11 protein-coding genes are annotated in these 13,954 nt (G+C 39.7%); 6 read left to right on the forward strand and 5 right to left on the reverse strand.

The window, feature by feature from the left end:
• Positions 1–331 precede the first annotated feature (331 nt).
• Positions 332–1,552: a putative glycoside hydrolase gene (locus AAV98_RS16485; RefSeq protein WP_156317827.1), complete on the forward strand. Its 1,221-nt coding sequence runs from the start codon at positions 332–334 to the stop codon at positions 1,550–1,552.
• A gap of 36 nt (positions 1,553–1,588) precedes the next feature.
• Here the strand turns inward: AAV98_RS16485 and AAV98_RS16490 are convergent, their stop codons facing one another.
• Positions 1,589–1,777, reverse strand: a complete 189-nt coding sequence (locus AAV98_RS16490) for a hypothetical protein (protein ID WP_156317830.1) — start codon at positions 1,775–1,777, stop codon at positions 1,589–1,591.
• Positions 1,778–1,948: 171 nt separating this feature from the next.
• Here AAV98_RS16490 and AAV98_RS16495 point away from each other — a divergent pair, with 171 nt between their 5' ends.
• Complete coding sequence (locus tag AAV98_RS16495; protein ID WP_060666633.1) at positions 1,949–2,524, forward strand: GNAT family N-acetyltransferase; 576 nt, start codon at positions 1,949–1,951, stop codon at positions 2,522–2,524.
• A gap of 61 nt (positions 2,525–2,585) precedes the next feature.
• Here AAV98_RS16495 and AAV98_RS16500 read toward each other — a convergent pair whose 3' ends face one another.
• From AAV98_RS16500 to AAV98_RS16510, 3 genes are read right to left on the reverse strand one after another with little or no spacing between them, the layout of a single operon-like run.
• A complete protein-coding gene (locus AAV98_RS16500) occupies positions 2,586–3,317 on the reverse strand; it encodes an SGNH/GDSL hydrolase family protein (RefSeq protein ID WP_060666634.1) in 732 nt (243 codons plus the stop codon).
• Positions 3,318–3,341: 24 nt separating this feature from the next.
• A complete protein-coding gene (locus AAV98_RS16505) occupies positions 3,342–6,410 on the reverse strand; it encodes an efflux RND transporter permease subunit (protein WP_060666635.1) in 3,069 nt (1,022 codons plus the stop codon).
• A 9-nt stretch (positions 6,411–6,419) separates the two neighbouring features.
• Complete coding sequence (locus AAV98_RS16510; RefSeq protein WP_060666636.1) at positions 6,420–7,640, reverse strand: efflux RND transporter periplasmic adaptor subunit; 1,221 nt, start codon at positions 7,638–7,640, stop codon at positions 6,420–6,422.
• A gap of 551 nt (positions 7,641–8,191) precedes the next feature.
• On the opposite strand from AAV98_RS16510, the gene spxA reads away from it, so the two are divergent.
• Positions 8,192–8,590 (forward strand): transcriptional regulator SpxA, encoded by a 399-nt coding sequence (gene spxA, locus AAV98_RS16515; protein WP_060666637.1) that lies wholly within the window; start codon positions 8,192–8,194, stop codon positions 8,588–8,590.
• 172 nt (positions 8,591–8,762) lie between these two features.
• On the opposite strand, the gene AAV98_RS16520 is transcribed toward spxA, so the two are convergent.
• Positions 8,763–9,425: a TerC family protein gene (locus tag AAV98_RS16520; RefSeq protein WP_060666638.1), complete on the reverse strand. Its 663-nt coding sequence runs from the start codon at positions 9,423–9,425 to the stop codon at positions 8,763–8,765.
• A gap of 545 nt (positions 9,426–9,970) precedes the next feature.
• Here AAV98_RS16520 and mecA point away from each other — a divergent pair.
• The 3 genes from mecA to AAV98_RS16535 all read left to right on the forward strand — a co-directional run bounded on the left by mecA (position 9,971) and on the right by AAV98_RS16535 (position 13,885).
• Positions 9,971–10,663, forward strand: a complete 693-nt coding sequence (gene mecA / locus AAV98_RS16525; RefSeq protein ID WP_060666639.1) for an adaptor protein MecA — start codon at positions 9,971–9,973, stop codon at positions 10,661–10,663.
• 107 nt (positions 10,664–10,770) lie between these two features.
• Entirely contained in the window at positions 10,771–12,288 is a 1,518-nt protein-coding gene (gene cls / locus AAV98_RS16530; RefSeq protein WP_060666640.1) for a cardiolipin synthase, read from the forward strand.
• A gap of 418 nt (positions 12,289–12,706) precedes the next feature.
• Positions 12,707–13,885: a competence protein CoiA gene (locus tag AAV98_RS16535; RefSeq protein WP_060666641.1), complete on the forward strand. Its 1,179-nt coding sequence runs from the start codon at positions 12,707–12,709 to the stop codon at positions 13,883–13,885.
• Positions 13,886–13,954 lie beyond the last annotated feature (69 nt).

A 13,954-nucleotide genomic window follows, 5' to 3' on the forward strand; every position in this document is an offset into this window, starting at 1 on the left:
GAAATCCTTCCCCCAAAGCGAAAACGGTAAGAGAGAATCCGTCTCTCCTCCCGAAAACCCCCCGCCAAAGCGAAAACGGTAAGAGAGAACCCGTCTCTCCTCCCGAAATCCTCCCGCCAAAGCAAAAACAGTAAGAGAGCACCCCCATCTTTCCCACGCAAAAGCCCAAAACAGTTACGGAGGCCCCAAGATGTAATCTCACAGTAACCCCTTCACCACAACACACTAGTTCTCTCGGATTATTTTGAAGGAAATTGTTGAAAAAGGTAAAAAAACAACGATTTTCCAGTATAATAGAGATAGCATATAAGAGAAGGGATTTTGAAATGAAATGATGAAAAAAATGATTGGTGGTCTGGTGGCTGCAGTCGGAATTTTCGTATTTGGTGGAACACTTGTTCAAGCAGAAGCTGAAGGAGAAGAAGTAAGACAAGCTGCACAACATGCAACTAAAAATGTTGAAATGCAGACTCGAGAGTTGCCAATTTCAATTGCTAGATTTGCTTTTGATTCAGGTTATACATTCACTTATCCTGATGCTGTTAGAGGAATCTATGTAACTGGTCACTCTGCAGGTGGGGAAAGATTTCCACGTTTACTCGATCTTCTCAACAAGACAGATCTAAACGCAATGGTTATTGATATTAAAGATGATCATGGGTACCTTACTTACATACCGGAGGAAGAAGATTCCCCATTCAAGGACATTGCACAGCCTTATATTAAGGACCCGAAAAAAATGATGAAAACCTTGGAGGAAAATGAAGTATATCCAATTGGTAGAATCGTAGTTTTCAAGGATACGGTGTTAGCGAAGAAGCGACCAGACTTATCTTTTCAGGAAAACGGCAAAGTATGGGTGAACGGTCGTGAAGAGGCGTTTGTTAGTCCTTTCCTAAAAGAAGTGTGGGATTACAATATTGATATTGCGATTGAAGCGGCAAAAATGGGGTTTCAGGAAATACAGTTTGACTATGTCAGATTTCCTGAAGGCTTTGAAAAGAGAGATACAACCCTTGAATATACCTATGGCGAGTACAAAGACTTAGATTTAGATAATGTGCAAAAGCGGGTTGAAGCGGTGACAGATTTCGTAGCCTATGCACGTGAGAGATTAGAACCTTACAATGTTCAAGTGTCCGTGGATATCTTTGGTTATACGGCAACATTGCCGGAAGCACCTGGAATCGGTCAGAATTTCAGTCGGATTTCAGAACATGTGGATGTAATCTCGTCGATGATTTATCCAAGTCACTGGACAGCGTATTTTGGAATTGCAAAACCAGATACAGAACCTTATAAGCTAATTGCTGCGTATTCCAAGCTTGAAAATGACAAGCTGGATAAACTGGAAAACAGACCTGTATCAAGACCATGGATTCAGGACTTTACCGCAACTTGGCTTGGGGCAGGGAATTATATTCCATATGGCCCAAAAGAAGTGGAAGATCAAATCAAGGCATTAAACGAAAATGGAATTAAAGAGTATTTGATTTGGAATGCAGGTAACAGCTATACAGAAGGTCTTGATTTTACCCCGTTAAATGACTAAGAAAAAAAGCTGCCAATTATCTGGCAGCTTTTTTTGCTATTTCTTTTTCCCTCCACCAATACTTTTCCACCCGGCTTGCATGCTGGCTGACTTATCAAAGCTTTCAGTGCCTTTTTTACCGCCAAAAAGCTTTTCTCCGATACCATTTGTAACCACACCCATAACAGCGGTTATACCAATCACCAATAAAGCAACGATGGTAAAATCCATGAAATACTCAAACAACACCAAACATCCCCTTTGTCTTATGTAATCGTATACAAAAAACAACCTTACTCTTATTGTATGGTATGTTTAAGAGAAAAGGAAGAGGGTATATTAACACTGAAATCTGTTCAAGTTTGTTATACTTAATATGTACATAGAGAAATAACGAAAGGGGAGTCTTTTTACAGAATGAATTGGTATGAAAAATTAAATCAGTATTTTCCAGTAGAAGAAATGAAATCGAGGGAGCATATGGAGCTCCTTTTAAAAGAGAGAGGGGACATCTATCATAAAGATGAAGGAGAGCACCATGTACTAATGTATGTGGAACTTGATAACTTTCTCTTTATTGACTACTTGTTTGTATCAAAAGATGCCAGAGGAATGGGTCTTGGTCATAAGCTTTTAGATAAAATGAAGGAAAAAGGCAAGCCGATTATTTTAGAAGTGGAGCCTGTTGATTACGAAGATACAGATACAGAGAAAAGACTTCGTTTTTATAAAAGAGAAGGCTTTGAACATGCTTCATCTATCGGCTATAGACGTCGCTCTCTTGCCACAAATGAAGTGAATGCGATGGAAATCCTCTATTGGTCACCTTCGGATGCAAGTGAAGAAGCCATCTATGAGGGGATGAAAGCTACATACGAGCAAATTCATACGTATAAAGATAAAGAATTGTACGGTCAATCTTATGATAAAGTTGACAACGTACTTACTTATGATGAAGATGATGATAATGAAGATATCTTATCAAAATTATAATGAATAATAAAATCCCCCGGAAATAATAAGCTGCATGCTTTATTACCGGGGGATTCTTCTATCACTCTAGACTTTTTTCATAAGCATTTTTCATCAAGCTGACAATCTCTGTGTATCCCTTATCATTAGGATGTATATCATCTTCCGAGATGTGCGTCCACTCCAACTCATTTCCCTCAAAGGCTTCATATGGGTCAATTACAAGTGTTTTAGGCTCATCTCCAAACTCTTCGATAAAGCCATTAAACAATGGGGCATACTTCGTTCCGAGGTCTGTCCACTCATGGTTTTTTGGATAGGGATTATAGAGTCCTAAAAGAATGATAGTTGCATCAGGATTCAATTCACGCAACAACTTATAGGTCTCTTGATATGTCCTTTTCAAAATGTCCATACGAATATTTAGTGCTGACTCTTCTTCGCTCTCTGGGACGGAGCGAATAGTTTGTAAGAAGTCATTGCCTCCGATGGAAACAGAAATAACTCCAGCTGTCTTTAAGCGATTTTGCAAAGCCTCATCTGCGGTCAGTAATGCCAACAAGCCAGTGGAGGAAAGACCTGGAATACCATAATTCTCTACTGTAACATTGTTTTCTTGTCGTAAATACTTCGTGAATTGAGGAACAAAACCGTGAATGCGTAAATAATTTTCTTCGGAGGATCCAAGGCCTGCTGTTAACGAATCTCCAATGGCGATGTAAGTAATCTCACCTGGAGATTCAGCAGTTGCAGGAGGATAGATAACAAAACTTGAAACAACTAGTATTACAACGAAAACCCATTTTTTCAGCAAGTTAATCATCCTCCCGTAAATTTATTAAACATCTAGTTTCTCTAACTTTTTCTGTTTTCTTTTTTCCTTAAATTCATCAAACAAATAGTAAACAACCGGTATTAAAATCAGCGTAATGATGGTTGCAAAACTTAGTCCGAACACGATTACAATGGCCATTGGCTGCTGAATTTCCATTCCTTCTCCAAAGCCTAAGGTTAATGGAATCAAGCCGAGAATGGTCGTCAGTGCTGTCATAAAGATAGGTCGTAAACGAGTTGGTCCTGCTATCAGAATAGCTTCCCAGGTTGATTTGCCTTCCCGTTTCATCATGTTGACATAGTCGACAAAAACAATAGCGTTATTTACGACTATCCCGGTCAGAATTAACATTCCAACAAGGGAACCAACACCGAGCGGTTGTCCCGTAACCAATAGGCCAATGATGATTCCAATAATCGTCAGCGGTACGCTAAACATAATAATAAATGGGTAGAAATAAGACTCAAACTGTCCAGCCATGACCATGTAGACTAGTACAACAGCAAGTGCCAGGGCTCCACCGAGCTTGAAAAAGGCATCATTCATCTGTTCATCTTGCCCACCGATTGTAATTTTATATTGATTATTAGGAATGTAGATGTTTTCTTTTAGTGTTTGTTCCACATCATCAATAACGCTTCCAAGATCACGGTTCACAATATCCGCATTAACGGTTATTTCACGATTTCTGTCTGTACGGTTAATTTGGCTTGGACCTTGTCCTCTCTCAACCGTAGCGACTGCTTGAAGAGGTATGTTTTCACCTGTTGGTGTATTGATCAATAATTTCTCCAAGTCTTGAATGGAAGCGGTATACGTATCCTCAATGGTTAAACGTATATCAAGTTCAGCCCCGTCACGAGCCATTCGGGATGCGACTAGTCCTTTTGTTGCATTAGAAACGGCAGAAGCAATCTGTGCACTGCCAATCCCAAACTGGCTTGCCTTGACTCTATCGATATCTACCACAATTTCCGGGTTGCCTTCCGTATAGTTTGAGGAAGGTTCACGAATTCCATCAATCTCTGAAAGAAGTTCTACTGTCTCATCTGCCATTGATTTCAGTGTAGTCAAGTCAGGACCTGTGATACTTAAGGATACAGGATTTTGAGAAAACCCTGAATCTCCTGAAGAAAGGGAAATCTCAGCGCCTGGAATATTCTCAAGTTTTTCCCTGATTTCGTCCCCGACGAGCTTGTCAGAGCGGCTCCGTTCCGTAACTGGTGTCAAAAGGATGCTGTAATTTGCCCGATTGGTCTGCGTACCAGCTGAAACAGAAAAGTTGTCTGTCCCACCGACTGTAACAAATGCCAAGTCAATTTCATTAACATCTGCTAATCGTGCATCGATATCCTCCATCACGTCATATGTAGCGTCAAGTGAGCTTCCGTCAGGTAAACGTACAGTCATGGAAATGAAACTTTGATCCTGCTGAGGCAAAAATTCTTTCCCGATAAAAGGTATTCCAATTAAAGAAATCAAAAATAGAATGACTATAGAGGTTACGGTCTTTTTCGGATTTCTTAACACCTTTTCCAAAATAGAGCGGTACCAACTAGTGAATCCCATAAATCTCTCTTCAAAGCGAGACGTGTTTGTATTTACTTTTAATAGAAGAGATGAAAATAACGGAACAATAATTAATGCCGTAAACAAAGAGGCAAGCAATGAGAACGATACAACGAGTGCTAAAGGTTTAAATAATTGTGCTGCCAAACCGTCCACAAATACGATAGGTAAGAAAACAATGACGGTCGTTAATGTGGAAGCAATGATGGCAGGGCCGACTTCGCTAGTTCCTTCGATTGCAGCATCTTTCATGGAATATCCTTTTTGTCTTAAACGATATATATTTTCCAAAATGACAATCGCGTTATCGACCATCATTCCAATTCCCAATGCAAGTCCGCCTAATGTCAGCAGGTTCAACGTTTGGCCGCTAAAGTACATAAAGATAAAGGTTGCCACAATAGACACAGGAATAGAAAATAAAATGATTAACGTACTGCGTACATTTCGTAAAAAGAAGAACAGTACAAGTGCAGCCAGCAAACTACCAGCAATCATGTTGGTGGTCACAGCTCTTATAGATTGTTCAATAAATTGACTTTGGTCGAATATCGGTTTTATTTCTACGCCTTCTGGCAAGTTCTTTCTAATTTCTTCTAGCTTTTTCTCAATATCATTTGCCACAGTCACTGTGTTGCTGCCGGATTGTTTTAGAATAGACATCCCGACAGCTGGTTCTCCATTTAAATAACTGAGTTGCGTTGTCGGTTGAAGAGTTTCTTTCACTTCACCGAGCTGGTCTAACTGTATGACTCCTTTTGGAGTAGGGATGGGGAGCGTCTGTATGTCATAAATGGACGCATATTCCCCAGTAATCCTTATTGGCAGGTTTTGATTTTGATCTGTTAAAGAGCCGCCTGGAAGGTTTAAATTTTCGGCTGCAATAATCTGCTGTAATTGATCAATAGAGACATCAAAGGAAGAAAGGGCATTAGGATCCAATGTTATTCTTACTTCGTTTTCAGCTCCGCCCTCCACTGAAATGGACGCGATTCCCTCGACACTACTCAATTGAGGTTCAATATCTTGTTCGGCCAACTGCTTTGCCTTGGTCATTTCTCCAGAAGGATCTGTTATGGCTAGTTGAACGATTGGAAGATCACTTGGGTTAAAGCGAAGAACCCTCGGTAGATTAGCACCTGAAGGAAGAAAATCTCGAACCGAATCAATACGCTCTCTCATATCTAAGGAGGCAAAATCCATATTCGTTCCCCAGGTAAAAGACACGAGGACGAGCGAGCCCCCTGTTCGCGAAATGGAGGAGACAGACTCTACATTCGGCAAGGTGCTCATTGCATCCTCAAGCGGAGAAGATATCAAATTCTCTATCTCTTCAGGACCTGCTCCCTCATAAGTTGTCGTTACCGCTACAATTGGAAAAGTTAATTCAGGAAACAAGTCCACCGGCATTCCGCGCATACTGACGGCACCTAGTATTAACATAAGTATAATCACCATTGACATAGCAATGGGACGTAATACAGAAAGCTTCGCAATTTTCATCTAATAGGTTCACTCACTTTGTTCTGTTATTTCTGCACCGTCTTTTAATCTTTCTTTTCCGTTAACGGCTACTTTCTGGCCTTTAGTAACTCCTTTTAGAATCTGGATAAATTCATTGTCACGGAAGCCGGTTTCAACGTCCTGTCTCACCGCTTTATTCTCTTCAATGACATAAACATAAGGATTTTCTTCTTCATATAGTATAGCGTCCATTGGTAAAACTGTTTGAGATTCCAGGTTATCAACAGCGACATAGGCAGTTGCTCTCATACCGCCTTTAATAACTAATTCTGAATTGCTAACTGGAATAGTGACAGAAAACATATTTGTCTGCTGGTTGACTGTAGGGGAGACAGTTTCAATTTTGGATTCATATGAATCTGATAATCCTTCAAAGGAAATAGTAGCATCTTGCCCAGCTTTAAGTTTACTTACTTGATAACTGTTCACTTGAAAAGTTGCTGCGATGTTATCTAACTGAATAATTGTTCCGATTGGAACATTGGGTGTCGCAATTCCATCATTTACAACATTCAATTCAGAAACAATACCGTCAATCGGACTAGTAATTGAAGTAGCATCAGCCATTTGCTGTGCTTGCTTCAGCCCCTGTCTAGCCTGATTTAATTGAGCTTCCATTTCCATGGTATTGAAGGTAGGCATCTGTTGGACTTGGCTGGCAGCAGTAGCAAGCTGGGCCTGTTTAACCATGACATCTACCGTGCTTTGCACCAAATCAAGCGAAGTGACAGCCCCTGTGTCAACGCCATCCAAAAGCGCTTGAGATTTTTCTAAGCTTTGGTTTAATTCTGCCTGCAACTTGGGTATATCAGAAAGAGAGGCCTGACTTTCAGCTGCCTCTTGCATTTCTTTCATTTTTGAGAGGGCATTTTCAAGCTCTGTCACTGCACTCTGAGCTTGAACAACCTGCTCGGTTGCAGCTTCAGAATCCAAAGAAACAATTAAATCGCCCTTTTTCACTATATCACCAATTTTTACATGAACAGTCTCAACGGTTAGGGGGGAGGTAGTTAGGAGTGGTACTTGTGTTTCAGGTACGGCCAGTCCGACCAATTCAATCGTATTGCTGATATTTTTCTCTGTAACTTCAGCCATTGTTATTGGGATCTTATTGGACTCTGTATTCTGACTTGTAATCTCTTTTTGACTGCAAGCGGTTGAAATTAAGAGTACGAACATGGCAGGAAGCAGCCAATATTTTTTCAACATATATCACCTCATACTTATCTTGTCTAATTATAAAACTAACATGTATTACAAACCCTTACAAATCCTAACTATCGAAGGGCTATGGAAACAATATAATTGTTACTACTTTGTGAACGCATAAAAAATATTGAGAACTAATTTCAATAATATGAAACCTTCTAGGACATCCAAACGTCTGAATAGATGTAACTTACATTTAAGTGAAAAGTTCTTTTAAATATCCCCTTTAGATTAGAGTGCAAGGTGTGAGACTCCTGAGGGAGATAGCGGTAGCTTGAGACCCCGCAGGCGTAGCCGAGGAGGCTCAAGCACCGCCCCTAGGAAAGCGAACACCTGGAACGGAAATCTAAAGGGAGTTAAAGCAGTAAATTTGAACATGTTGTGACAACTTGTCCGACTTTCAAAATACTATACCTTTTTAGTCGGAAATCGTGTATAATAACCAATAGAGATTACTTCTTTAGAGTAATTTCAAATTGAGAGCGATTCACAATTAGAAACGTTCAGCATGTTCTTTCAAATAATACTAGATAAAAAGGAGAGGAAAGTTCATGGTAACCCTATATACATCTCCAAGTTGTACTTCTTGTCGTAAAGCAAAACATTGGTTAGAAGAACATAACATTCCATATACAGAAAGAAATATTTTCTCTGAGTCTTTATCTATTGATGAGATCAAAGAAATTTTACGAATGACGGAAGACGGAACAGATGAAATCATCTCAACCAGATCAAAAATCTTCCAAAAACTGAATATAAATGTAGAAGCAATGCCGCTTCAAGAATTATATTCTGTAATTAAAGAACACCCTGGTCTGTTAAGAAGACCAATCATTATAGACGAAAAACGACTACAAGTAGGGTACAACGAAGATGAGATTCGCCGTTTCTTACCAAGAAAAGTAAGAACCTTCCAATTAAGAGAAGCACAAAGATTAGTTAACGGCTAATAATACCAAAAAACTTCTACATGCATTATGTCATGTAGAAGTTTTTTTATCTTTATCGTTCCCTATAGTGAAATGTGAGACCCCCAGCCAAGTGAGGGAGGCTCAAGCACCATCCTCTGGATAAGCGAACACCTGAACCGGAAATCAATAAGTATTAAGGTAGCAATTTCACTCAGCGTATTTTAATAAACTGTCTTTTATAAATCCCAGTAAAAACCAACATACAAAGGATAAGAAAATAAGGAAAAAACGCCTGCCACTCACCAGCGGGGATCATACCAGCAACCTTAGGTTCAAAAATAATCATCTTTCCTGCCGTATAACACAATATGCTTGCTCCAAAATAGATAATTATAGGATATTTCTCCATTGCCACTAATATAATCTTACTCCCCCATATAATTATTGGTATAGAAAAAACCAGACCAATGATCACCAAATAAAAATTACCATGTGCAGCACCTGCAACAGCCATAACATTATCTATTCCCATAACGATATCGGCAATTACTATGGTTTTAATAGCAGCGCCAAGGGAGTGCCTTCCCTTAACAATCGTTTCATTTCCTTGATCAAGAATTAATTGTGCTGCTATATAAACCAGTAACACTCCACCTACAAATTGAAGGAAGGGAATAGCTAAGAGATAGACGGCACATATGGTGAGTAAAATTCTACAAACAATGGCTAGAATGGTACCAATGATGATTGCTTTGTTGCGGTGACGCTCTGGAAGATTGCGACATGCCAGCGCTATTACAATAGCATTATCTCCGCCGAGTACAATATCAATGCCTATGATGATTAGTATGGAAGTTATCAGTTCCAGCTCCACGTTATCGCCCCTTCTTGTCCCAGTCCTATATAAATATAGTGGTCATGAAGAGAGAATATGCCATAAAAGTTGGGTGAGATCCAGGCCTTGGGGTTTTTCAATTGGTAAGGGTAGGCATTTTAACGATTTTTGAAAATGTGAGCATTTTTGTTTCCATTCTTCCTTTTTTTATCATAAAATAAAAGTACAAGTATCACTCTTGATAGTACAATGTTCTTTTTATATGCTGCGGTCATGGTCTAGCTCTAAGGCTAGGTACTTGAGGTCACTACTTGTCTCTTAACGGGATGTATCACATCTAGGTTTTGCTTAAATGGACCGGAACCAACCGCATTTGCTGATCTTTGCATAGAATTTAGGTTTACTCGCTATGCTAAATGGATAAATTGTAACAATAAAGGTATAAGAAATTTGTGGAGGGTCCCTTCCAAGGAAAGACGGAGGAAAATGAGGAGCGGACAATAAGAGACTGGCATTTCTCAGATGAGAATTGTTTACAAGAGAGCACGCTTATCATTTACCTAATAAGAAGGGAGTTGTTAAGAATGGAAATCGAACGTATTAATGATCATACGGTAAAGTTTTACATTTCATATGGTGATATAGAGGAACGTGGATTTGACCGCGAAGAAATCTGGTATAACCGCGAGCGTAGTGAAGAATTATTCTGGGAAATGATGGATGAAGCCCATGATGAAGAAGATTTCATGGTGGAAGGACCGCTGTGGATACAAGTTCAAGCCCTTGATAAGGGATTGGAAGTCATTGTGACCCGAGCTCAGTTATCTAAAGATGGAAAGAACTTCGAGGTTCCTGTGTCAGAGGACAAGCGAATTGACATCCCAGTTGATGAGCGCATAGAAGCCTTGCTTGACCAGCACTTTAATTCTTCAACGAAAACAGATGAAGCAAAAGACGACAAGCAGGAAGAGGAAAAAGACCTTCTGCAATTTATGGTCCGGTTTAGAGATCTTGAGTATATTATTTCAGCCAGTCACCGACTGCAGCACTTAGAAAACTTAAGCAACCATCTGTACTTCTACGAAAAAAGCTACTACTTATATGTTGATTTTTCAAGTGAGCATTATACAGATGAAGAAATCGACAATGTACTAAGTGTGTTACTAGAATACGGGGAAGAATCAGCCATCTCCATTCACCGTCTTCAAGAATATGGTTCGGAAGTTGCCAAGGACGATGCAATGAAGGAAATGACGAAACATTTTCCTCTAAAATAATGGAAGGCCGATTTCACAAGTTGAAATCGGTTTTTTCAAATTCAAATGACGAGAAGTAACAGAAAGATTTGGCGTGTGCGCTCTAGAATAGAGGAGAAGTGAGTCAGTTGAAAAATACCATTCGTGTTATCGTATTTATTCTAGTAATCGGTGCCGTTTTATTTGCGACCCAAGGCCTTTGGGAAGGCTGGTTACTAGGATCTATTTCTATATTTTTTACTATTTCTGTGGTCTTCATCGCCTTTTTAATTTCACTTGAAAATAGACAACCAACCAGAACGCTCACTTGGCTGGTTGTCTTAGGGAGTTTTCCAGTTCTCGGATTTTTCTTCTATTTGTTATTTGGGCGAAATGTCAGGAAGAGGAGGCTTTTTCAAAGGAAAGCCCTTCTAGACAAGGAGGTATTAGAAGAAGTAGAAGGAACAAGGGAGTATACTGAACAGGATATGCGACTTCTGGATGAGAGTAAGAAAGGCATTTTTCAACTATCACAAAATATTGGAAGGAGTCCTATCTCCTTCGATACAGAAACAGTAGTTTTAACTAACGGAAATCAGACCTTCACCAGAATTTTAGAAGAAATTAGCAAAGCTAAACATCATATCCATTTTGAATATTACATTGTTAGAGATGATGAAATAGGTACACAAATTAAAGATTTGTTAATTGAAAAGGCGAAGAGCGGGGTACAGGTACGATTTTTGTTTGATGCAGTAGGCAGCTTTCAATTAGGCGGTAAATACATAAAGGAGCTACGTGCCGCAGGAGTAGAAATAGTATCTTTCTCACCCGTAAGGATTCCTGTATTTAACAATAAAATCAACTTTCGTAACCACCGGAAAATCATTGTCGTCGATGGGGATGTAGGTTTCGTTGGTGGCCTGAATATCGGGGATGAGTATCTCGGTCGTGATGAATATTTTGGTTTTTGGAGGGATACACATCTATATGTAAGAGGAGAAGCTGTCAGGACACTTCAATTAATATTTCTTCAGGACTGGTATTATGCAACTGATGAATCTCTACTTACCCCGAGCTATCTGACTCCGGCTATGGCACACGGGGAAGGGAAGAAATATGGTGGAGTTCAAATGATTGCTGGGGGCCCCGATCAGGAGTGGGAAGTCATCAAAAGTTTATACTTTTCCATGATTACTTCCGCTCGCAGCTCCATATGGATTGCCTCTCCATACTTTGTACCTGATGATGATATTTTCACAGCACTGAAGGTTGCGGCGCTAAGTGGTTTGGATGTCCGGTTATTGGTGCCAAAACGGCCAGATAAGCGAATAGTTTACTATGCTTCAAGATCATATTTTCCAGAAATGATGGAAGCAGGAGTGAAGATATATCAGTATGAAAAAGGCTTTTTGCATAGTAAAGTGGTAGTGGTCGATGAACAGGTTGCATCGATTGGAACAGCCAATATGGACATGCGAAGTTTCCATCTCAATTTTGAAGTGAATGCTTTTTTATACAATACAGATAGTGTGAAGACGCTTGTTGAAGATTACGAGCAAGATTTACATGATGCGAAACCAATAGCAAAAGAGGTTTTTGCCAACCGTCCTTTTTATCAAAAGGTGTTTGAATCGTTGGCAAGACTGGCCTCTCCACTTCTATAAATCCGGAAAAATTTTTCCGGCTTTTTTTTATGAATTACAAAACAGTTGATTTCCGTTCCAGGTGCTTCGCTTGCCTGCGGGCGGTCCGTGAGCCTCCTCACTCCGTTGGAGACCACTGAAAAAGTCTTGATTTTAGTATTTTTATAAACACCGCTGTTGATTTCCGCAAATGGCTTCGCTTTCCTAGGGGCGCTGCTGGAGCCTCCTCGGCTACGCCTGCGGGGTCTCCACCTAGCGCTATCTCCCTCAGGAGTCTTCGCCTTTTGCTACAATCAACAGCGGAGGTTAACCAATAAACTAAAGTTATTGAGTTGAAAAAGTACGGGTATAAAATTTATTTCAAAATTTTCAAAGGAATTTGTCTAAGTATGGCGAATGGTATAGTGGTGTAAAAATATCTACCGAAAGGTGTGTTGGAATGTTTGTTGCAAAAAGAAAGGATGGATCTTTCTTTTCTTTATTAGATTGGAAGAATCGAGAGGATATTGAGCGCCTAACAAAAGGAGAGTTGTTTTTCTGTCCAGCGTGTCACCAAACTCTCCAACTAAAACATGGACAGGTAAGAAAAGTACACTTTGCCCACATGAATGACTCCTGCAACGCCTCCTCAGAAGCAGAAACTCTTTACCATCTTGAAGGTAAGGCCAAGCTATATGAAAGCCTTCTCCACTCCCATAATACAACAACACTTGAACATTATATCCCGAGCACCAATCAAAGAGCAGATGTTTATCTCGAAACAGAAAATCGAAAGTATGCATTCGAATTTCAATGCTCTACCATTCCTAAATCAGAGTTCATCTTGAGGACAAAACTATATGAGAGTGCGCTCATCAAGCCAATATGGATACTTGGAAAAGAGAAGCTAGGGAACATTCAACCACAAATGAAGTTTTCACCCTTTCAATGGCAATTTCTTCAAAGGCACAATGCGCACAGTCCACCCTATATCCTAGCATTTTGCCCCAATTCGACACTCTACTATTATCTCTACCCGTCATTCTCTTTTAATACTTCTACCACCTATATTTCGTGTGTGACAAGCAAGTGTTGGAGAGAGCATCCTATCATGCAGAATATTCACAGTGCATCATGGAAAGAACATTATCTCCACTATAAAAAGAAATGGAGGTACGTCTATTCCCTTTATAAACCCTATAATCTCTTAAGAAAATATTGCTATGCTAAAATGAACATCCCTCTTTCGTTGTTTCCCGCTGAAATCGGCCTCCCTGTTCCTTCTTTTTACAGATTGCATACGCCTGCTATTGAATGGCAGGCATGGATCTACTTTGATTCAATTTTCCATACACCATTACATTCTATCGTGCATGTCCCTACTGTATTGCGAAATTTTAAGCGCCGCATTAAAGGCTCCCAGATTACTGTACGAGAATTGCCCCTTGTAACGGTCGGGTCAGATGAGGATGCAGTGCTAGAATACTTGGATGCTCTCGTCTCCATTGGGGCTTTGAAGAGGGAAACACCTGTTGTTTATCGGAAAATTAAAAAGGAGCTTTCTTTTACGTCCATGGAAGATGTGTGTAAACAAGATCGTATCGTATTAGAATACTTGTTGCATCTAAAACAATCTTAATAATAAAACAAAAAAGGGAATAATAAGGTCGTGTCGAATAGTTAAAAGGATGCATTTTTTATTTTTAAA

It is taken from the genome of Bacillus sp. CHD6a, from assembly GCF_001293645.1.
GTDB lineage: Bacteria > Bacillota > Bacilli > Bacillales > Bacillaceae_I > Sutcliffiella_A.